A 21,352-nucleotide genomic window follows, 5' to 3' on the forward strand; every position below is an offset into this window, starting at 1 on the left:
GACGCCGAACCGACCACACGCCCTTCCCTTTTCCGGCGCATGCGCCTTATACATCGCTCAAAGATATTGGAGGGAACGATCATGGATCTCGGCATCGAAGGCAAACGGGCGCTCGTCCTCGCCTCCTCGCGTGGCCTCGGCCTCGGCATCGCCGCAGCACTGGCGCGCGAAGGCGCAAATGTGCTGCTCTGCGGGCGCAGCGGCGAGCAGCTGGACGCCAACTGCAAGGCAATCAATGCCGAAGGCAAAGGCCGGGCCGACTGGATCTGGGCCGACCTCGGGGATGAACGCTTCGTCGAGACGACGACGGCGGCGGTGAACGAAAAATTCGGCGGGCTCGATATCCTCGTCAACAATACCGGCGGGCCGAAGCCCGGTACGACCGAGGACATGACGGGTGAAAAGCTCGAGACCTATTTTATCTCCATGGTCGCCCGCGTGATCACGCTGACCAATGCGCTGCTGCCCGGAATGAAGGCGCAGGGCTGGGGCCGCATCCTGACGGTCGCCTCCTCAGGGGTGATCGAACCGATCGCCAATCTGGCTTTGTCGAATACGCTGCGCCCCGCACTTGCCGGCTGGAGCAAGACGCTTGCCTCCGAAGTGGGCGGCTTCGGCGTTACCACCAACCTGCTCTTGCCGGGCAGCATCCTGACCGGGAGGCTCGACGAGCTCGACGGGGCGGCGGCAAAGCGGACGGGCAAGAGCCTCGAAGATATCCGTACCGACAAGGAAGCGCGCATTCCGGTCGGCCGCTATGGCAGGGTGGAGGAATTTGCCGCAACGGCTGCCTTCCTTTGCAGCCAGCCGGCAAGCTACATCACCGGCTCGCTGATCCGCTGCGACGGCGGCGCGGCGCGATCAGTCTAGCAGTTTCGCTTCAGCCGACGTGGACAGCCCCCGCCCACGTCGCAGCACTTCGGATCATCTGTTCGAGGTAGGCCGGATCGTCGGCAAATTCGGCGAGCTCGGAAAGACGATGGAAGCCCGTCAGGATTGCAATGCGCCGCCGGTCGAGCCGGCGTCCGGTCAGCATTTCATAGGCCGATACGATGCGAGCGGTGAGATCGGGCGAGATGAAGTTCGAGTAGATGAATTCCTGGTGCAACGGACCGAAGCCCGAATCGGCAAAATCGTAGATGCCGTTGAGCCTCCCTTGCGCATGGTCGAAGGCCATGTTCCAGCCATGACCGTCGAAGAAGCCGTAGATGTTGCCGTGGGGATCAGGCGGCAGGGCTTCGAAATCGGAAATAATGGCCTGCGCAAAACTCCGGAGGTCGGGCGGCAGCAGCGGCAGGGCCTTGGTTCGCACCACCTCCGACGATTGCCAGGGCTGGATCGGCCCGGCGCCGGCCGACCGCATGCGATCGGCATCGAGCACGTGCAGCTCGGCGTAAAAACGCGCAAGATCATCCGCGAGGCGCCGACGATAACTCTCGCCAAGCGCATCGTAATCCTCGGCGATGAGATGTTCGCCCTCGAGCTTGGCATGGCTGGAGAAGATCGGCGGCCCGTCGTGAATGCACATGTCTGGAACCGCCATCGACAGCGACGGCCTGATGATGTCGAGCAGGGCGGCTTCCTTGACGAGCGCTCTTTCCGCGCCGGAATGGCGGGGAAATTTAAAGATCAGCGTGTCGTCGACGTCGACGGCAAGCGAGTCCCAACCCTGCGCCGCCAGCTTGAAGACGGAGGCCGTGAGTTCGGGAAACACGCTTATGATGAGAGAGCGAAATTCGCTGGCGCTAAACTCGGTCATGACGACCTGCCTTCTCTGGTTTTTCCGCGTTTTTCCCGCGCCATCGACGGCTTGCGGGTTGATATCGTCTTCTCGCGAAGGGTCTCCCGCCGCAGCCGTCAAACGGCAATCGGGCACGCTCGGCCTATATTAGTATAGTTTGAATATTACGGAATATTCATTACAAAAATTTAAGCCGTTATAACCACTTAGTGATTGCGACCCGGGAATTATGTCTTTTTTGCGCCGCAATATAAGCGGCTCAATCGGAGCATAAAATTCGCAACCCCGTTCAACACCCGGTCTGTCGCCCATGAAGAAATTTTGGATCACTGTCAGCGTTATCGCAGTTGCCGCCGTCGGCGTCTGGCAATTCGGGAATCTGATCCCTTATGCCTCTCGCATTCCCACCCTCTCGCAGTTCATCAAGCAGCCGGCCGGCAGCAATGGCGGTGGGCAGCAAGCACGGGGCGATCAGGCGCAGGCCGACGATCAAACGCAGAACGGTGGTCAACATCAGGGCGGCGGGCGCAGACGCGGCGGCGGCCCGACGGTCGTCAAGACCGTCGCAGCGGTGAAAACCACGCTGCCGACCGATGTGACGGCGACCGGCTGGGCCGATGCCGATGACAACACGACCATTGCCGCACAGGAACAGGGCCTGATCGTCAGCATCGATGCGCAGGATGGGGCGACCGTCAAAACCGGCGACCTGATCGCCAAGCTGGACGGGCGGACGGCCAAGGCAGCGGTCGACAAGGACAATGCGATGATCGTGCGCGACACCGCCACCCTTTCGGAGGCCGCGACCGCATTGACGCGCGCGCGAGATCTCTTCGACCAGAAGGCGGGCACCCAGCAGAGCCTCGACCAGGCGGTCGCCGCCCGTGATACCGCCGCAGCCACTGTTGACGCCGACAAGGCATCGCTTGTCTCCGATCAGGTCATCCTCGAGCACACCGACATTCGCGCGCCCTTCGATGGTCGGCTCGGCGATATCGCCGTCAGCAAAGGCGCTTTTCTCAGTGCCGGCGCGGCAATCGTCACCATCGCCAAATACGACCCGATCTATATAAAATTCCACCTGCAGGAGCGCTACCTGCGCACGTTGAAAAGCGCTCTGGCAGCCGGTCCGGTCGCGGTCAGCACGGTTCCCAAATCCACCAAGGGACAGGTCCGAAAGGGCGAGATCAGCTTCTACGACAACACGGTCGACACGGCCTCGGGCACGATCCTCGCCAAGGCGAAATTCGAGAATGCCTCCGGTGCGCTCTGGCCCGGCCAGTCGGTCAACATCGTGGTGCATTTCAACAATGACGAACAGCAGGTGGTGGTGCCGACGGTTGCCGTCAGCCCCGGCCCTGAGGGTTTCTTCGCCTTCGTCGCCAAGGACGGCAAATCGCATCTGACGCCGGTCACCGTCGCCCGCGCAAATGGCGGCTTCACCGCCATCGAATCCGGTCTTTCGGCAGGCGACCACGTTGTCGTCGAGGGTCAGGGCCAGCTCAGCGATCAGCAGGCGATCAACGAGCAGTTCGACGAAAAGGCGCTTGATGTCGCCTCCGCCGACGAGCCTCGGCAGCCGCAGTCCGAGACGATCGCGGTGGGAGCTCAGCAATGATCCCCAATTTCTGTATCCAGCGGCCCGTCGCGACGACGCTGCTTGCCATCGGCGTCATTTTGGCTGGCCTTGCCGGTTACCAACGCGTTCCGGTCGCGGCACTTCCACAGGTCGATTTCCCGACAATCAACGTTTCGGCGCAGTTGAGCGGCGCCTCGCCGCAGACGATGGCAACCTCGGTTGCCACGCCGCTGATCAAGCAGTTCGAGACCATTCCCGGGGTCAGCGAAATCAGCGCCTCGAGTTCGCTCGGCAGCAGCAGCATCGTGCTGCAGTTCGATCTCAATCGCAATATCGACGCCGCCGCAGCCGACGTGCAGGCGGCGATCTCGCATGCAACCCGGCAGTTGCCCGACAACCTGACGACACCGCCGAGCTACCGCAAGACCAATCCGGCCGATGCGCCGGTGATGCTGCTTTCGGTGCAGAGCAACACCATGCCGCGCAGCAAGCTCGACGAGATCGCCGAGGACATCATCTCGCCGTCGCTTTCCACACTCCCCGGCGTTGCTCAGGTCAGCGTCTACGGTGCGCAGACCTACGCCGTGCGCGTCGAGGTCGATCCCAACAAGCTTTTGACCCGCGGCATCGGCATCGATACCGTCAACAAGGCGCTAGCTGCGGCCAACAGCCAGCAGCCGGTGGGAACGCTGCAGAACAACTCGCAGAGCATGACCATCACGGCAAACACGCAGCGCACCAACGCCGAACAATTCCGCTCGCTCGTCATTGCCAATCCGAATGGTGCGCCGATCCACCTCGGCGATATCGCCGATGTGCAGGACAGTGTCGAGAACCAGTATACCGGAAGCTGGTATGACGGCCAGCGCGGCATCATTCTCGCCATCCAGCGTCAGCCGGATGCCAACACGGTCGATGTCGTCGATGCGATCAACGCCAAGCTGCCGCAGCTTCACGCCGAAATCCCACCCTCGGTGAACACCGTCGTCATGAACGACGCGGCAAAACCCATTCGCGATGCCATTTCCGACGTGAAGTTCACGCTGCTCTTGACGATCGGCCTCGTCGTTCTCGTCATCTACCTCTTCACCGGCCATGCGACCGCAACGATCATTCCGGGACTTGCGGTTCCGCTGTCGCTGATCTCGACCTTCGGTATGATGTATGTGCTTGGCTACAGCATCGACAACATCTCGCTGCTCGGGCTGACGCTCGCGGTGGGGCTGGTGGTCGACGACGCGATCGTCATGCTCGAAAACATCCTGCGCCATGTCGAAGAAGGCATGCCGGTGCGGGAAGCGGCGATCAAGGGTGCCGGCGAAGTCAGCTACACCATCATTTCCATGTCGGTTTCGCTGATTGCTGTCTTCATCCCGATCCTGCTGATGGGCGGCGTCGTTGGCCGCGTGTTCAACGAATTCGGCATGGTCGTCGCCATCGCCATCATCTCGTCGGCCATCGTCTCGCTGACCGTGACCCCGATGCTCGGCTCGCGTCTGTCCAACAACCACAGCCGCCCACCGCTCATCATCCGCATCTTCGATGCCGGCTTCGAGCGGACGCTCAACGGCTACGACAGGGCGGTTGGCTGGTGCCTTCAGCATCGCCCCACAATCCTCGGGGTTTTCCTCGGCTCGGTGGCGCTGACGATCTACTTCTTCATGACGCTGCCGACGAGCTTCTTCCCGCAGGAAGATATCGGCCGCCTGACGATCAGCACGCAGGCCCGGCAGGACATTTCCTATTCGGCCATGGAAGCGCTGCAGCAGCAGGCGGCAGCCGCCGTCAAGGCGAACCCGGCGGTCAACCACGTGATGTCGACGATCGGCGGCAATCCGAACAAACCGCAGAACAACGGCTCGATGTTCGTCGAACTCAAGGACAAGAAGGCGCGTCCGCCGCTTGACCAGACGCTGCGCGAGCTGCGCACGGCGATCAACAAGATCCCCGGACTGCAGGCCTTCGTGACGCCGAACCAGAGCCTGCGCTTCGGCGGCCGCCAGACCGCCAGCCAGTATCAGCTGGTGGTGCAGGCGCTGAGTGCCGATCAGACCAACCTCTGGGCCGGCAAGATCCAGGCGGCGATGCGCAAGGACCGCCTGTTCACCGACGTGACTTCGGACGCCCAGAACAACGCCCTGCAGGCCAACATCGTCATCGATACCGAGCGGGCGGCCGCCTATGGGATTGACAACGACACGCTGCGCACGACGCTGCAGGAATCCTTCAGCGGCTATTCAGCTGCGGAAATCCAGTCGACCGGCGATAGCTACAATGTCATCGTCGAATACGACACCAGCAAACCCTGGGACGACCAGAAGCTGTCGGAAATTCGTGTCGTCTCCGCCAATGGCAGCCTGGTGCCGCTGTCGAACTTCGCCTATGTGCAACGCACCACCGGCCCGGTCACCATCAACCAGACGGGGCAGCTGGTCTCGACCACCGTTTCCTTCAACCTGCCGGAAGGCGTCTCGCTCAGCGATGCGACCGCGGCGGTCGACCAGATCAAGAAGGACATCGCCACGCCGGCGGACGTCTTCACCTCCTATGGCGGTACGGCGGAGATTTTCCAGCAGTCGCAGGGCAATACGCCCTATTTGATCCTGGCGGCGGTGCTGACCATCTATGTCGTGCTTGGCGTGCTCTATGAGAGCTTCATCCATCCGCTCACCATCCTCTCCGGCCTGCCGGCCGCGGCCTTCGGCGCGCTGCTGGCGCTGAAGATCATGGGCTTCGATCTGTCGATCATCGCGCTTATCGGCCTGTTGATGCTGATCGGCATCGTCAAGAAAAACGCGATCATGATGATCGACGTGGCGGTGGAGACCATGCGCACGACGGGCGAAAAGGCCACGGCGGCGATCCACGAGGCCTGCGTGCGACGCTTCCGGCCGATCATGATGACGACCTTTTGCGCCTTGCTCGGCGCCCTGCCGATCGCGCTCGGCACCGGCGCAAGCTCGGAACTGCGCCAGCCGCTCGGCATCGCCGTCGTCGGCGGCCTGATCGTCTCGCAGATGCTGACACTGTTCATCACCCCGGTCATCTTCGTCGAGATGGACCGCTTCGGAAACTTCCTCGGCCGCCTGATCGGCGGAAAGAAGGTTGCGGAGCCGGTGGTGCAGGAGGCGAGGGCAATGGCTGCCGAATGATGATGGCCCTCTGAATTCGGCATTTGCCAATCAACCCTTGCGGCGCACTTCTTCTTCCGACCGGGAGAAGAAGTGCGCCCGCGATCACATCAGCTTTCGATCCCCTTGAATGTGTCCCGCCCCTGTGGCATCACCCGCCCTCTTGAATCTGGGGCGTGCTTACGCCCGTCGCGGAGCGATGCTCCGTCTCCAATAACAATCGGCATGAAGAGGTGCGGGCATGGCTCAGGCGCTGGGTTTGGACTTTGGCACGACGAATACGGTTCTCGCCATGGCGGATGGCGGGGCAACGCGCTCGATGGCGTTCACGAGCACGGAAGGCACGGCCGACAGCATGCGCACGGCACTTTCCTTCATGAAGGATGCGCAACTCGGCGCTTCAGCACTGAAGGTGGAGGCGGGCCATGCGGCGATCCGCCAGTTCATCGACAATCCCGGCGAATGCCGCTTTCTGCAGTCGATCAAGACCTTTGCGGCAAGCGCGCTGTTCCAGGGCACGCTGATCTACGCCAAGCGGCATAATTTCGAGGATCTGATGGAGGTATTCGTCAGGCGCCTGCGCAATTACGCCGGCGACCACTGGCCTTCGGATGTCAGCCGCATCGTCACCGGCCGGCCGGTGCATTTTGCCGGCGCCAGCCCCGATCCTGACCTCGCGACCCAACGCTACAACGAGGCGCTGTCGCGCTTCGGCTTTCCCGAAATCCACTACGTCTACGAGCCGGTCGCCGCCGCCTTCTACTTCGCGCAGAACCTGAAGCAGGATGCGACAGTGCTGGTTGCCGATTTCGGCGGCGGCACGACCGACTATTCGCTGATCCGCTTCGAGACGGCCGCCGGCAAGCTGACGGCAACGCCAATCGGCCATTCCGGCGTCGGCGTTGCCGGCGACCATTTCGACTACAGGATGATCGACAACATCGTTGCACCGCTGATCGGCAAGGGCAGCCATTTCAAAAGCTTCGACAAGATCCTTGAAGTCCCGTCCAACTACTATTCCAGCTTCGGCCGCTGGAACCAGCTGTCGATCTTCAAGACCACCCGCGAATTCGAGGATCTGAAGAAGCTGGTGCGCACCAGCCTGGAGCCGGAAAAGCTCGAAATCTTCATCGATCTCATCGACCATGACGAGGGCTACCCGCTCTATCAGGCGGTGTCGGCGACGAAGATGGCGCTGTCGGCCGCGGAGGAAGCACCTTTCGATTTCGCGCCGCTCGGCCGCGGCGGGCATCGCAGCATCCGACGCAGCGACTTCGAAGGCTGGATCGCCGAGGATCTCGCCCGCATCGAAGGCGCGCTCGATGACGTGCTCGACAAGACCAGGACAAAGCCCGGGGAGATCGACAAGGTGTTCCTGACCGGCGGCACCTCCTTCGTGCCGGCGGTGCGCCGCATCTTCACCGAGCGTTTCGAGCGCGACCGGATCGAAAGCGGTGGCGAGCTGTTGTCGATCGCCCACGGTCTGGCGCTGATCGGCGAACGCGAGGACATCGCGCAATGGACTGTGCAATAGATCAGGCAGGGGTGGGCAATCTGTCGCCTGCCCTTCCAATGCCACTGTCTCTCCGCTAAACCTGCCATATGATCTCCGCCAACGACCTTTCCCCTGCCGAGCTTGCAGCGCTTCTGCATTTCCATGCGGATGCCGGCGTGGAATGGCTGCTGGAGGAAGAGGCGATCGACCGCTTCGCCGAGTTCGAGGCGATGAAGGCGGCCCGACGCCCGGCGGCACAGGCGCAGCCACAAGCTCCCATCACTGGGGAAGGTCCTGTCGCTCGGGACGGCCGGACACCGCCGCGTCCGAATACAGCGTCACGCCCGGCCCCGGCCGAACGCGCCGCTTCCGGCCCGCAGCCGGCGATCCCGGACGGCGAAGCGGTGCAGCAGGCGCGTTTCGTCGCCGAGACGGCGCGATCCCTGAGCGAACTCAAGACCGCGATCGAAGCCTTTAACGGCTGCAACCTCAAGCACAGCGCCCGCTCGACCATCTTTGCCAGCGGTGATGCCGAAAGCGGTATCATGGTGATCGGCTCGGCGCCGGGCGCCGAAGACGATCGCGAAGGCGTGCCCTTCTCGGGAAAATCCGGCCAGCTGTTCGACAAGATGCTGGCTGCGATTGGGCTGACGCGCTCAAGCGTTCTGCTGACGCAGGTCATCCCCTGGCGGCCACCTGGCAATCGTGCGCCTTCGGCGGCGGAAATGGACATCTGCCGGCCCTTCATCGAACGGCAGATCGCCCTGGCCGAACCCAAGGTGATCCTGTTGCTCGGCAATTTTTCGGCCCGCTTCTTCTTCGGTGAAAACGACACGATCCACGGCTTGCGCGGCCGCTGGAAGGAGATTGCCGCTGCGGACTGTGTCATTCCTGCCATAGCCAGCCTGCATCCGCAGGATCTGTTGACCGCGCCGGTCAACAAGCGGCTGGCCTGGAATGACCTGCTCGCCTTTCAAGCGAAGCTTAAGTCCCTCTCTTTGCTTAGAAATTAGCCAAAGTTGAATATATTATGAATCGATCCATGCGCCTTACGCATGGCTGCATCCCGCCATGACGCATTGCGGAATCAATGCTGCACCGCAATATGAAGTGGTGTCTTGGGAGGAACCACAGGAACCAAGGCCATGAACAAACGATTTCGTCCTATCCATAGCGGGTTTGAAACCCTTCGCCTCGCCGGCGACCAAGTTCGTACCACTCACGGCTACAGCCGCTTCGGCTTTGCCGCGAATGAACAGATGATCGCCCGCGGCACCGGCATCAACGGCCGCACAGCGCGCCCCGACGCGATTTTTTCGGACTTCCAGCAATATTGAGCGGCAGGCGCTTCGCCTGCCCTTTTGCGTTAAGAGTACTCAAAGATGACGATCCTGATATCGCTTCTGCGCAACATCGAAACCTTCGAGCATATCCGCGTCGCGGTCTCAGCCGCGCGGGAATATGAGCGCGAGCTATCGCTCAAGCCGGTCGACGCCGCCCCCTGCATTGGACCAAGTGTTGCGGCAATCGTTCTGTAATCAGACGGCAATTTCCTCGATCTGGGCTTTTGCCCATTCGAAGGCTTCGTCGACATAGGCGAACTTGACCGCCTGCCAGGCGCAGTATTGCTCGACGAAATCCCGCGATATCCAAATGTGCGCCTTGCGTGGTTCGTCATGCCAGCCGACGCAGCCGCGCTGCGCCGCCTTTGCCAAGAGCCGTTGGAGATGGGTGCGCGACATCATGAAATCGGCGGCGAGCGCACGGGTTTCGACGCGGCCGACGGAAAATCTATCCGGCTCGCTGCTTTCCATATCCATTCGAGCGATGAAGTTGTCGACGACGAGGCCACCAGCCTCCGTCCAGAGGAACAGCGCCACCTGTTCGGGCGGCTCGCGCCAGGCGGCATCTTCCAGGCAATGGCGGGCGATGCGCGGCTGAACCAGCCGCATCATTGATGGGTTTGACTGAAAAAACGCTGCCCTTCGACCGCCGTCAAGTAGATCGAGCGCGCCGAGATTGGAATGAATCCAGGCAAACATCGCCTGATGGCTGACGTCGGCCGGCTCGAAATGACGTGGCCGCCGCCGCTCGTCGCCGGGCGTGTGAACAATGAAGCGGTAGGTATAGAGTTCTTCGATAAAGGCGAGAACGGTGTTGCGGCTCGCCACCTTATGCGCGGTGATGCGTCCGGTCAGCCGAACGGCGGTGAAACCCGAGGTCGGGTCGCGCGGGTCATATTCCAGGTTGAGGGCATAGGCAGTCTGGGTCAGAAGCCAGCGCTGATGCGAAGCGAGCAATCGCGCCAGGCGCGGGCCGGCATCGAACATGCCGCGCATCTGCCCAGCCAAAAAGCGGATGCTCATCAGAAAGGAGCAGTTCCCCGCCAATTGCTCCGCCGTGAATGCCATTATGCTTTTCTCCACCTCCGCGCGCCGGCCAGCGTTCGGAGCAGCAATACCGGAAGCTTCCCCGGTATCAGCGGCCATTCAGACATGCACAGCTTCGAATAAATGATACTCTCTCATCTTCAACAAACATATTCCGTGCGGCAGCGATATCCCAAGAATTCACCATTCTTTTCGCTCTTAGCGAGCAATTTTCCCCAAGCGGCGATATTCGCCTTAAAAGCCTTCATATCATGCGGTTGCAAGCGTCAGGCTTGCGGCGTCGTGGCTCTGCGCGCCTCCCTCTGCTCGATGCCGAGCTGATGCTCACGATAGATGATGAAGATGCCGGCGGAGATGACGATGAGAGTGCCGATCAGCATGGTAAAGCTCGGCACGTCGCCGAAGACGAAATAAGCGACGATGATGCCGAGTAGGATCGAGGTATATTCAAACGGCGCGATGGTGGAGACATCGGCATGGCGGTAGCTTTCCGTCAGCAGGATCTGCGCGACGCCGCCGCAAAAACCGGCGGCGACGAGATAGAGTGCCGACGGCCATGGCAGGACGAGCCAGCCGAACGGCAGGGAGGCCAGCGAGAAGACCGATGCGATGAGCGAGAAATAGAGCACAATCGTCGCCGTCTTCTCCTCCTCGACGAGACGACGCACTTGGATCATCGCCATGCCGCCGAGAACGGCCGAAAATAGCACCGAGAGCGCGCCGACGGCCTGCTCGGCTTCCATGCCGCCGTCACGAAACAGCGTGAGTTTCGGCCAGGAGACGATGGCGACGCCGACGATGCCGACCAAGACGGCGCTCCAACGATAGATGCGCACGGTCTCGCCGAGAAAAACCGCGGCGAAGACGACGGCGACGAGCGGTAAGGCGTAGCCGAGCGCAATCGCTTCCGGCAGCGGCAGATGCAGCAGGCCGTAGAAACCGAAAGCCATCGACATGATGCCGATCGTGCCGCGCTTGAGGTGGCCGATCGGATTGGCGGTGTAGAAGGCCGCGCGCAGTTGCCCGATATAGGCGAGATAAGCCATGATCGGGAAAAGCGCGAAGAAGGACCTGCAGAAGGTGACCTGACCGGGTGGGATGTCTGAGCCCGCCAGCTTGATGAAAGTCTGCATGGCCAGGAAGACCACGACCGACGAGACCTTCAGCGCAATGCCTCTCATCGGGTTTTTGAGAACCGCGTGCATGATCCTTGCTCTTTTGTCGACTTAACAGCAACGGGGAGACGCGTTCGACTCGGGAACGCAGAAGATGACGTCTCCCATCGTAGCGAAGAAAATCCCGATTGGCGAAAAAATCGCAAGCAGCGTGGAAGAATCGCAAAGTCACCTTCCGGCGCAGGCCCGACGGTGCGGATGCGCGCCCTCGCGTCGATTTTTTGCTCTCTTCAGCCATTTCGCCGCAAAATGTTCACCTCTGACCGGTCGGTGTTAACCAATTGAAAACCATAGGCACGCATCGTTTTTGCTTACTCGAAATTTTCTTCGCCCTGCAACGATTGCCCGCCCCTTCCAGGATCATTTGATGAAGCCGCTTAGCGCCGAAACCATTGCCCAGTCGCAAAATGCGACGCCGCGCTCGATGCGCGTTGTCACCGACGGCATCAGCACCGACCTCGAGCGCTTCAGCGCCGACAACACCAATATCGTCAAGCAGATCAAGCTGCTCGCCATCAATGCGCTGATCGAAGCGGCAAGAGCCGGCGAGACCGGAAAGGGCTTTGCGGTCGTTGCCAACGAGGTGCAGCGGCTGGCGCAGGTCGCCACCGACATCACCGGCAGGTTCGAGAGCAACGTGCTCGGGCGCATCGGCCTCAGCCGCGCCATGGCGGATTCGCTGGTCGAGGAGATGGAGGGCGTTCGCCTCACCGATCTGGCGCAGACGCTGGTGCAGCTCATTGTCCGCAATCTTTTCGAGCGCACGGCCGATGTGCGCTGGTGGGCGACGGACCCGGCACTCTGGCAGGCGCTGCGAAACCCGGATCGGGAAACCGTCGCCTTTGCGGCGGAGCGTCTCGGCGCCATCAACCGCTTCTACACCGTCTACCTCGATCTGGTCATGACCGATCTTTCGGGCAAGGTGATCGCATCGGCCAATCCCAAGTTCCAGCGCAAGATTGCCGGCACGAGCCTTGCCGGTGATGCATGGTTCCGCGCGGCGTCTGCCTGCGCCTCCGGCGAGGCGTATAGTGTCGACGAGGTCAAAGCGAGCCCGATCCATGACAACAGGCATGCGCTCGTCTATGCCACCGGCATCCGCGAAGAAGGCAAGCTCGACGGACGGCTGATCGGCACGCTCGGCGTCTATTTCGACTGGCAGAACCAGGGCCAGGCGATCGTCGAGAAAGAGGCGAACCTGCCGCCGCAACTGGCGGAAAGGACGACAGTCATGCTGCTCGACGGCAAGAGCCGGGTGATCGCCACCACCAATCCCGCCTTGCTGTTTTCCCATTTTGCTCTCGCCAATCCGTCCGGCCGGGCCAAGGGCAGCTACTACGACAATAACGGCTCGATCGTCGCTTTCGCGCGCACCCTCGGCTACGAGGATTACGACGGGCTCGGCTGGTACGGCGTCGTCGTACAGCGGACGGAAAGCGACGCGACGATCAAGGCGGCACTCAATCTAAAATAGCACCTTTCGCCCAGCAGCCGCGTCCTTCAGTTCTGAAGAGGATATTTTGCCCGTGAACTTGGTGTTCGCGGGCAATTTGCTTTAACTTTAGTTCAGACTTTAATGTAATCATGCCCGGCAAAATTATAGCAGAGTGCGCCCGCCTCTGTATTCCACGGTTGTCAAATAACGGTCTTCAGGAAACACCATGCGAACAGATACCGGCCAGGTCATCCATCTGGCAGATTACCGTCCCACCGACTTTGTGCTGGAACGCGTGGACCTGACCTTCGAACTCGACCCGACGGAGACAAAAGTCGAGGCACGCCTGATCTTTCATCGCCGCCCGGGCGCCGATACAACGGCGCCAATCGTGCTCGACGGCGACGAGCTGACGCTGTCCGGGCTGCTGTTCGACCAGGTGGAGCTCGACCCTTCGCGTTATGACGCAACAGCGGAAAGCCTGACGGTGCGCGACCTGCCGGAGAGCGTGCCTTTCGAGCTGACGATCACTACGGTCATCAACCCCGAGGCCAACACCAAGCTGATGGGCCTTTACCGCACCGGCGGCATCTACTGCACGCAATGCGAGGCGGAGGGCTTCCGCCGCATCACCTATTTCCCCGACCGGCCCGACGTGCTTGCGCCGTTCACGGTCAACATTATCGCCGACAAGGACGCCAACCCGCTGCTGTTGTCGAACGGCAACTTCCTCGGCGGCGCCGGCTACGGCCCGGGCAAGCATTTCGCCGCCTGGTTCGACCCGCATCCGAAGCCGAGCTATCTCTTCGCGCTCGTCGCCGGCGATCTCGGCGTCGTCGAAGACACGTTTGCCACCATGTCCGGCCGCGAGGTGGTGCTGAAGATCTATGTCGAGCACGGCAACGAGCCGCGCGCAGCCTATGCGATGGACGCGCTGAAACGCTCGATGAAGTGGGACGAAGAGAGGTTCGGACGCGAATACGATCTCGACATCTTCATGATCGTCGCCGTCTCCGACTTCAACATGGGGGCGATGGAGAACAAGGGCCTCAACGTCTTCAACGACAAATACGTCCTTGCCGATCCGGAACTCGCCACCGATGCCGACTATGCCAATATCGAGGCGATCATCGCGCATGAATATTTCCACAACTGGACCGGCAACCGCATCACCTGCCGCGACTGGTTCCAGCTGTGCCTCAAGGAAGGCCTGACGGTCTATCGCGACCACGAATTCTCTTCCGACCAGCGCTCGCGGCCGGTCAAGCGCATCGCCGAGGTGCGCCATCTGAAGTCGGAGCAGTTCCCGGAAGATGGCGGCCCGCTCGCTCATCCGGTGCGGCCGACGCAATATCGCGAGATCAATAATTTCTACACGACGACCGTCTACGAGAAGGGCAGCGAAGTGACGCGGATGATCGCGACGCTGCTCGGCAAGGACGGCTTCAAGACGGGCATGGACCTCTATTTCGATCGTCATGACGGCCAGGCCGTGACGATCGAGGATTTCGTCAAATGCTTCGAGGATGCAAGCGGGCGCGACCTCACGCAATTCTCGCTCTGGTACCATCAGGCCGGCACGCCGCTCGTCACCGCATCGGGCAGCTATGATGCGGCCGCCGGCAGCTTCACCCTGTCGCTCGAACAGATGACGCCCGCTACACCCGGCCAGCCGAACAAGGAGCCGATGCACATTCCGCTCAGCCTGGCGCTCTTCGGCGAAAACGGCGGCAAGATCGAGCCTCGCTCGGTCGACGGCGCGGAATATGCCGGCGAGGTGCTGCATCTCACAGGCCGCACGCAGACGGCGGTGTTTCATGGCATTGGCTCGCGGCCGGTCGTTTCGATCAACCGCAGCTTTTCCGCGCCGATCAACCTGCATTTCGATCAGAGCCCGGCCGATCTCGCCCACCTCGCCCGCCATGAGACCGATCATTTCGCCCGCTGGCAGGCACTGACCGATCTGGCGCTGCCGAACCTCCTGAAAGCAGCCCGCGACGCTCGCGAGGGCAAGCCTGTCGTCTGCGAGGCGACCTTCGTCGAGACGCTGATTGCGGCGGCCGCCGACGAGCGCCTCGAGCCTGCCTTCCGCGCCCAGGCGCTGGCTCTGCCGAGCGAATCCGATATCGCCCGCGAACTCGGCGGCAACAATGATCCCGATGCCATCCATGCCGGCCGGCAAGCGGTTCTGAAGCAGATCGCCGATGCCGGAAAGGATGTTTTTGCCGACCTCTACGCGGCGATGACGACATTGGGCGATTTCAGCCCGGACGCGAAAAGCGCCGGCCACAGGGCCTTGCGCAATACCGCCCTCACCTACCTCTCCTATGCCGAGCAGACGCCGGCCCGCGCCAAGGCCGCCTTTGATGCTGCCGACAATATGACAGATCTCAGCCATGCGCTGACGATCCTCGCCCATCGTTTCGCCGGCAGCGCGGAGACAAACGAGGCGCTGGCAAACTTCCGCGACCGCTTCGCGGGAAATGCGCTCGTCATCGACAAATGGTTCGCAATCCAGGCCGGCATTCCGGGCGCGGAAACCCTGGAACGGATTCGCGCGCTGATGGACGATCCGCTGTTCAAGCGGACCAATCCGAACCGGATGCGGGCGCTGGTCGGCACCTTCGCCTTCGCCAATCCGACCGGCTTTGGCCGCGCCGACGGCGAAGGCTATCGTTTCCTCGCAGGTCAGATTCTCGATATCGACGAACGCAACCCGCAGCTTGCCGCCCGCATTCTCACTTCGATGCGCTCCTGGCGCGCGCTTGAACCGGCACGTGCCGATCACGCCCGTTTGGCGCTAATCGAGATCGAGCAGGCTGCCGCTCTTTCGACCGACGTGCGCGATATCGTCGAGCGCACGCTTAAAGGGTAATTTGCTTCGACCGGTCGTCGCGAAAAATTCGGCGACCGGTTGCCTAGCGAGTCGAATCGCCCGAAAAGCACGAAATCATAGATAGTTAACGGATTTTTACCTTTGCCTCTGGACAAGGCGAATCACCCATGATTCTCTAGGTCAGGTTCGAGCGAGCGGCGCGCGAATCACACGAGGGACAAGGCGAAGAGATGATAGACGTGCGGCGGGCAACCGTGGCCGGAGGACGGCTGCGTGTCGATTTTGACGGGTTGAAAGCCTGGCGAGACAGCCTTTCCGGTCATGCGACATCGGAACCTCTTCTGCGTCATCTGCCGAAGGCCGAGCTGCTCTTGAAGCGCGCCATTCCGGCGCTGATCGTCGCCTTCCTCTTCATCGTTGCCGCATCGCATTTCTTCGGCATGGTCAGCGAATACTCCCGCCTGGAAGCCTCGGCTCGCCATGCCACCGCGCTGTCGGCAGCGACCGCCTCTGCGGTATTTGCCGATACATCAGACATTTTCGACAGCGGCGATATCGCAGAAGCGCAGGCCCGGCTCGCCAGGTTCCTGCCGCAGGATCGGCTCGACAGCGGCGCCTTCGTGCTGCTCGTACAGGCAAGCGGCAAGGTTTTTGCCGCGACGACCGCCGGGCTTTCGCATGTCGGCAGCAATGTCAGCGATTTTTTCCCCGAGGTCTCGGCGATCCGGCGGTTCGGCGACCGCGCCGGCGTCATCGAAACGACCATAGGCGGCGTGCCGCACTATGCCGAGATCACGCTGATGGGCAATGCCGGCGGCTATATCGTCGCCGCCACCTCGCTCGACGAGATCAGCCGGCTCTGGCGCGAGCAGTTGGCCCTCAACGTTACGCTGTTTGCCGGCATCTCCTCGATCCTGCTGGTCATTCTCTATGCCTATTACACGCAGGTGAAGCGCGCCCGCGACGCCGACGACATCTTCCTGGAATCGAACCTGCGCGTCGAGACGGCGCTGTCGCGCGGCCGCTGCGGCCTCTGGGACTTCGATTTCGAGAACCGCGAATTCTTCTGGTCACGCTCAATGTACGACATGCTCGGCCTGCCGGGTTCCGACAAGACGATGGGCTTCGGTGAAGCCGCGCGGCTGATGCATCCTGATGACGGCGGGCTTTACGAGATCGCCCGCGCCATCGCCAAGGGCCACTCCGGTCAGGTCGATCAGATCTTCCGCATGCGCCATGCCGGCGGCCACTATGTCTGGATGCGCGCCCGCGCCCAGGTGATCCGCAGCAATTCCGGCCGCGTGCACCTGATCGGCATCGCCATGGACGTGACCGAGCAGCATCGGCTCGCGCAGCGCTACGCCGAAGCCGACCAGCGCCTCGCCGACGCCATCGAATGCACCTCGGAAGCCTTCGTGCTCTGGGACAAGAACGATCGGCTGGTCATGTGCAACACGCATTTCCAGCAGGCTTACGGCTTGCCGGACAGCGTGCTCGTGCCCGGCACTGAGCGCTCGGCCGTCAATGCTGCCGCCGCCCGTCCTGTCATCGAGCGGCGGATTTCCGATGCCGACGGCTCCGGCTATTCACGGACGACGGAAGTGCAGCTTGCCGACGAGCGCTGGCTGCAGATCAACGAGCGGCGCACCCGCGACGGCGGCAGGGTCTCGGTCGGAACCGACATCACGCTGATGAAGCGCCATCAGGAACGGCTGCGCGAATCCGAACGCCGGCTGATGGCAACGATTGGCGACCTTTCCGCCTCGCGCCAGACGCTGGAGAGCCAGAAATCGGAACTTTCAACGGCGAACGCCAACTATCAGGCTGAGAAAGAACGCGCCGAGGCTGCCAACCAGGCGAAATCGGAATTCCTTGCCAACATGTCGCATGAGCTGCGCACGCCGCTTAACGCCATCCTCGGCTTCTCGGAAATTCTGCAAAACGAGATGTTTGGTCCGCTCGGTTGCCTGAAATATGACGAGTATGCCCGCGATATCCATGACAGCGGCAAACATCTGCTCAACGTCATCAACGATATTCTCGACATGTCGAAGATCGAGGCCGGCCACGTCAGGCTGCACTGCGAGCGCATCGATCTCGTGCCGCTGATCGAGGAAAGCCTGCGCTTCACCGCCATGCCTGCGGCTGAAAAGAACATCGTCATCGACCAGCGTATCTCATCCGGGCTGACGCTGATGGCCGACCGCCGGGCGATGAAACAGGTGCTGCTCAACCTGCTCTCCAATGCGGTGAAGTTCACCGACAACGGCGGCCGCATCGCGGTGCGCACACGCCGTGTCGACGGCGCCGTCGTCGTCACCATCGCCGACACCGGCATCGGCATTCCGCGCTCGGCACTGGCGAAGATCGGCCAGCCCTTCGAGCAGGTGCAGAGCCAGTATGCCAAGAGCAAGGGCGGCTCCGGCCTCGGGCTTGCCATCTCCCGCTCACTGACCGCGCTGCATGGCGGCCGCATGAAGATCCGCTCCCGCGAAGCGGTGGGCACGGTGATCTCGCTGCGCATTCCCGACGACGTCTAAAGCACGCCGCAGTTCGTCGATGCATCAAGCCTTCACGATTTTCAGGAAAATCTTTCTGACCGCTTTCGAAAGCCGCTTCAGCTCGCCTTCCAGCGTCCTGATGTCGGGGCAATCGCCGGCGCGGCAGACGAGTTCGACGAGGCCGGAAGGTGCTTCCTTCGGATCGAACAGGCCGTCGATGGAGAGGCGGATCAGTTGTGAAAGCCCGGTGTAGAGCGCGAAGGCCTCCAGGCAAATGTCGAGATCGACTGTTGCCATCAGCCTGTCACCAAGCTGCTTCAAGGCCTCGCCGGTGCTCATGCCGTTCACCGCAATGCCGACACCCCTGGTGGGCGCGATCAGCGCCAGATACTGGGCGATGAATTCGAGGTCGATGACGCCGCCGGCGATCAGCTTCAGGTCCCATGGGCCGGCGGGCGGCTTTTCCTTATCGATCAGCTCGCGCATTTCGGCGACGTCATGCGCCACCTTGGCGATGTCGCGATCGGCCGACAGCACCTCGCGGACGATATGTTCGGCCTCGGCGATGAGGCTCTCATCGCCAGAGATCAGCCGGGCGCGGCTGAGCGCCATATGCTCCCAGGTCCATGCCTCTTCACGCTGATATTTGCCGAAGGCATTGATGCGGGTGGCAACCGGCCCCTTGTTGCCGGACGGGCGCAGCCGCATATCGACCTCATAGAGCACGCCTTCGGCGGTCGGCGCCGAAAAGGCGGCGATCAGCCGCTGGGTGATGCGGGTGAAGTAACGCGTCGCGTCGAGCGGCTTTTCTCCATCGGATTCGGAGGCGGTGTCGTCATAATCATAGAGCAGGATCAGATCGATGTCGGAACCGGCCGTCAGCTCGAAGCTGCCGAGCTTACCCATGCCGGCGACAGCGATGCGCCCGCCGGGGTAGTCGCCGTGCGCTACCCGCATCTCGCTCACGACGGCCTCGAGTGCGGCTGCGATGATAAGGTCGGCGAGATGGGTGAAGGCGCGTGCGGCCATCTGGCCATTGATCGCGCCGGTCAGCAGGCGGATGCCGATCAGGAAGCGCTGTTCGGCGGCGAAGATGCGCAAGCGGTCGAGCAATTCCTCATAGTGGCGCGCCTGGACAAGCGAGCCCTTCAGCCGTTCGCCGAGATAATCGCGGGTCGGCAGCTCGGCCATCAGGCCGGGATCGAGCATGCCGTCGAAGACATGCGGCTTGGCGGCGATCACCTCGGCAAGCCGTGGTGCCGAGGACATGATGTTGACGATCAGCGACAGCAATGCCGGGTTGCTGCCGAGCAGCGAGAAGAGCTGGATGCCGGAGGGAAGGCCCGAAATGAAGCTGTCGAAGCGCAGCAGCGCTTCGTCGGCGCGCTTGCTTTCGCCGAAAACCCGCAAAAGCTCCGGCGCCAGCTCCGTCAGCCTTTCGCGCGCCTCTACCGATTGCGTCGCGCGGTAGCGGCCATAGTGCCAGGTGCGGATGATGCGGGAGATGTCGGACGGTCTGCTAAAACCGAGTTTTTTCAGCGTCTCCAGCGTATCGGGATCGTCGCCCTGGCCGGTGAAGACGAGGTTTCCGGTGTCGGTGGAAAGCTTGCTCTCCTGTTCGAAGAGATGGGCATAACGCCGCTCCACCGTCTTCAGCACGCCGACCAACCGTTCGGAGAAGCTTGGCGTGTCGCAAAAGCCCATCATGAAGGCGATGCGCTTCAGGTCGACATCCGTCTCCGGCAACAGGTGGGTCTGCTCGTCGCGCACCATCTGGATGCGGTGCTCGACATCGCGCAGGAACCAGTAGGCCTCGGTCAGTTCGTCACGGGTCTCGGCGTCTATCCATTTCGCCTTGGTCAGTTCGCCGAGCGTCTGCTCCGTTGCCCGGCCCCGCAAGGCCGGCATGCGGCCGCCAGCGATCAGCTGTTGCGTCTGGACGAAGAACTCGATCTCGCGAATGCCGCCGCGGCCGAGCTTGACGTTATGGCCCTTGACCGCGATCGCGCCGTGGCCCTTATGCACATGTATCTGCCGCTTGATCGAATGGATATCGGCGATGGCGGCGTAATCGAGATATTTTCGAAAGACGAAAGGGGCGAGCCCACGCAGGAATTCGCTGCCGGCCGTCAGGTCGCCGGCCACGGCGCGAGCCTTGACGAAGGCTGCCCGCTCCCAATTCTGACCCCTGCCCTCGTAATAGATCATCGCTGCGTCGACCGGGATCGCCAGTGGCGTCGAGCCGGGATCGGGGCGCAGTCTGAGATCGGTGCGGAAGACGTAGCCGTCAGCGGTGCGCTCCTGCAGGATGCGCACCAGCCGGCGCATCATCCTGGGGAAGATCTCGATCGCGTCATCCGGGTCGGGCACGATGCCTGCCTCCTCGTCGAAGAAGACAACGAGGTCGATATCGGAGGAATAGTTGAGCTCGGAAGCGCCGAGCTTGCCCATGCCGAGCACGATCAGGCCGGAGCCGTCGCTGGGTGCTGCCGGATTGTGCAGCTTCAACTTTCCGCCCTCATGCGCCGACAGCAGTAGGTGGTCGATTGCGGCCGCGACCGAAGCTTCGGCCAGCGCACTCAGCCAGGCCGTCGTCGCCCGCCCGTCGAAGATCCGCGCCAGATCGGCGAGTGCGACGAGGAAGGCCACCTTGCGCTTGATGACGCGCAGCCTGCTCATCACCACGGATTCCGTAGGTGCTGTCCCCTCGCCGTTCGGCCGCCAGCAGTGCCGGGCCTCAGCGACCAGCGCCTCGATTTGCGGCTCCAGCGGCTCGCTGATGGCGCCAGCGAGGACGGCAGGGTCGAGATTGGCGATTTCGCGCAGGTAAGGCGACAGCGTCAGCGCGGCGGCGATGAAATCGCGCAGCGGACCGTCGGTCTTGAGCATTGCAGCCACCGACCGCTCGCTCTTGCCGGCCTCCTGAAGATCGGCCATCGCCAGCTTCAGCTCCGTCTGGCTCAGCGGACGAAGCAGCCCTTCGACCACATCCTTCAGGCCATGCGTCGATTTCGTCAGCATGCGCTCTCCCTGGCTTTTGAGCGGAAGAAAACGGCCACATAGAATCGC

The 21,352-nt window shown here is 62.0% G+C and carries 14 protein-coding genes; 10 read left to right on the plus strand and 4 right to left on the minus strand.

Annotation, left to right across the window (positions count from 1 at the left end):
* Positions 1–81 precede the first annotated feature (81 nt).
* Positions 82–870, plus strand: a complete 789-nt coding sequence (locus HJB84_RS03960) for an SDR family oxidoreductase (RefSeq protein WP_207583568.1) — start codon at positions 82–84, stop codon at positions 868–870.
* Between the two features lie 10 nt (positions 871–880).
* Here HJB84_RS03960 and HJB84_RS03965 read toward each other — a convergent pair whose 3' ends face one another.
* Entirely contained in the window at positions 881–1,759 is an 879-nt protein-coding gene (locus tag HJB84_RS03965) for a phosphotransferase family protein (protein WP_221115317.1), read from the minus strand.
* 292 nt (positions 1,760–2,051) lie between these two features.
* Between HJB84_RS03965 and HJB84_RS03970 the strand changes: the two genes are divergently transcribed.
* From HJB84_RS03970 to HJB84_RS03995, 6 genes are all read left to right on the plus strand, one after another.
* Positions 2,052–3,359 (plus strand): efflux RND transporter periplasmic adaptor subunit, encoded by a 1,308-nt coding sequence (locus HJB84_RS03970; RefSeq protein WP_221115318.1) that lies wholly within the window; start codon positions 2,052–2,054, stop codon positions 3,357–3,359.
* Positions 3,356–6,472, plus strand: coding sequence for an efflux RND transporter permease subunit (locus tag HJB84_RS03975; protein ID WP_221115319.1), 3,117 nt, complete (start codon positions 3,356–3,358; stop codon positions 6,470–6,472). Before HJB84_RS03970 ends, HJB84_RS03975 begins: the two co-directional genes overlap by 4 nt.
* A gap of 220 nt (positions 6,473–6,692) precedes the next feature.
* The gene (locus HJB84_RS03980; RefSeq protein ID WP_221115320.1) at positions 6,693–7,985 is read left to right on the plus strand and encodes an Hsp70 family protein; all 1,293 of its coding nucleotides are present in this window, start codon (positions 6,693–6,695) and stop codon (positions 7,983–7,985) included.
* 68 nt (positions 7,986–8,053) lie between these two features.
* Entirely contained in the window at positions 8,054–8,959 is a 906-nt protein-coding gene (locus HJB84_RS03985; protein ID WP_221115321.1) for a uracil-DNA glycosylase family protein, read from the plus strand.
* A 132-nt stretch (positions 8,960–9,091) separates the two neighbouring features.
* On the plus strand, positions 9,092–9,283 hold the full coding sequence (locus tag HJB84_RS03990; protein ID WP_007626614.1) for a hypothetical protein: 192 nt from the start codon (positions 9,092–9,094) through the stop codon (positions 9,281–9,283).
* Between the two features lie 45 nt (positions 9,284–9,328).
* Entirely contained in the window at positions 9,329–9,484 is a 156-nt protein-coding gene (locus HJB84_RS03995; protein ID WP_207583561.1) for a hypothetical protein, read from the plus strand.
* Here the strand turns inward: HJB84_RS03995 and HJB84_RS04000 are convergent, their stop codons facing one another.
* Together HJB84_RS04000 and HJB84_RS04005 are read right to left on the minus strand one after the other, a co-directional pair.
* Positions 9,485–10,357, minus strand: a complete 873-nt coding sequence (locus tag HJB84_RS04000; protein WP_207583560.1) for a hypothetical protein — start codon at positions 10,355–10,357, stop codon at positions 9,485–9,487.
* 245 nt (positions 10,358–10,602) lie between these two features.
* Positions 10,603–11,541, minus strand: coding sequence for a DMT family transporter (locus HJB84_RS04005; protein WP_207583559.1), 939 nt, complete (start codon positions 11,539–11,541; stop codon positions 10,603–10,605).
* Positions 11,542–11,878: 337 nt separating this feature from the next.
* Between HJB84_RS04005 and HJB84_RS33960 the strand changes: the two genes are divergently transcribed.
* The 3 genes from HJB84_RS33960 (at position 11,879) to HJB84_RS04020 (ending at position 18,322) form a co-directional block, all read left to right on the plus strand.
* The gene (locus tag HJB84_RS33960; protein WP_221115322.1) at positions 11,879–12,985 is read left to right on the plus strand and encodes a methyl-accepting chemotaxis protein; all 1,107 of its coding nucleotides are present in this window, start codon (positions 11,879–11,881) and stop codon (positions 12,983–12,985) included.
* 187 nt (positions 12,986–13,172) lie between these two features.
* Entirely contained in the window at positions 13,173–15,821 is a 2,649-nt protein-coding gene (pepN, locus tag HJB84_RS04015; RefSeq protein ID WP_221115323.1) for an aminopeptidase N, read from the plus strand.
* Between the two features lie 191 nt (positions 15,822–16,012).
* Complete coding sequence (locus tag HJB84_RS04020; protein WP_221115324.1) at positions 16,013–18,322, plus strand: PAS domain-containing sensor histidine kinase; 2,310 nt, start codon at positions 16,013–16,015, stop codon at positions 18,320–18,322.
* Positions 18,323–18,346: 24 nt separating this feature from the next.
* On the opposite strand, the gene HJB84_RS04025 is transcribed toward HJB84_RS04020, so the two are convergent.
* Positions 18,347–21,304 carry a bifunctional [glutamine synthetase] adenylyltransferase/[glutamine synthetase]-adenylyl-L-tyrosine phosphorylase gene (locus HJB84_RS04025; RefSeq protein WP_207583555.1) on the minus strand — a complete coding sequence of 986 codons (2,958 nt, stop codon included), beginning with the start codon at positions 21,302–21,304 and terminating at the stop codon, positions 18,347–18,349.
* Positions 21,305–21,352: the final 48 nt, after the last annotated feature.

It is taken from the genome of Rhizobium sp. NZLR1b (assembly GCF_019685155.1).
Taxonomy (GTDB): Bacteria; Pseudomonadota; Alphaproteobacteria; order Rhizobiales; family Rhizobiaceae; genus Rhizobium.

Coding starts and splice junctions, on each gene's coding strand:
- HJB84_RS03960 (WP_207583568.1), top strand. CDS start 82: ATGGATCTCGGCATCGAAGGCAAACGGGCGCTCGTCCTCGCCTCCTCG.
- HJB84_RS04005 (WP_207583559.1), bottom strand. CDS start 11,541: ATGCACGCGGTTCTCAAAAACCCGATGAGAGGCATTGCGCTGAAGGTC.
- HJB84_RS04000 (WP_207583560.1), bottom strand. CDS start 10,357: ATGGCATTCACGGCGGAGCAATTGGCGGGGAACTGCTCCTTTCTGATG.
- HJB84_RS03980 (WP_221115320.1), top strand. CDS start 6,693: ATGGCTCAGGCGCTGGGTTTGGACTTTGGCACGACGAATACGGTTCTC.
- HJB84_RS33960 (WP_221115322.1), top strand. CDS start 11,879: ATGAAGCCGCTTAGCGCCGAAACCATTGCCCAGTCGCAAAATGCGACG.
- HJB84_RS03970 (WP_221115318.1), top strand. CDS start 2,052: ATGAAGAAATTTTGGATCACTGTCAGCGTTATCGCAGTTGCCGCCGTC.
- HJB84_RS03985 (WP_221115321.1), top strand. CDS start 8,054: ATGATCTCCGCCAACGACCTTTCCCCTGCCGAGCTTGCAGCGCTTCTG.
- HJB84_RS03995 (WP_207583561.1), top strand. CDS start 9,329: ATGACGATCCTGATATCGCTTCTGCGCAACATCGAAACCTTCGAGCAT.
- HJB84_RS03975 (WP_221115319.1), top strand. CDS start 3,356: ATGATCCCCAATTTCTGTATCCAGCGGCCCGTCGCGACGACGCTGCTT.
- HJB84_RS03965 (WP_221115317.1), bottom strand. CDS start 1,759: ATGACCGAGTTTAGCGCCAGCGAATTTCGCTCTCTCATCATAAGCGTG.
- HJB84_RS04025 (WP_207583555.1), bottom strand. CDS start 21,304: ATGCTGACGAAATCGACGCATGGCCTGAAGGATGTGGTCGAAGGGCTG.
- HJB84_RS03990 (WP_007626614.1), top strand. CDS start 9,092: ATGAACAAACGATTTCGTCCTATCCATAGCGGGTTTGAAACCCTTCGC.
- pepN (WP_221115323.1), top strand. CDS start 13,173: ATGCGAACAGATACCGGCCAGGTCATCCATCTGGCAGATTACCGTCCC.
- HJB84_RS04020 (WP_221115324.1), top strand. CDS start 16,013: ATGATAGACGTGCGGCGGGCAACCGTGGCCGGAGGACGGCTGCGTGTC.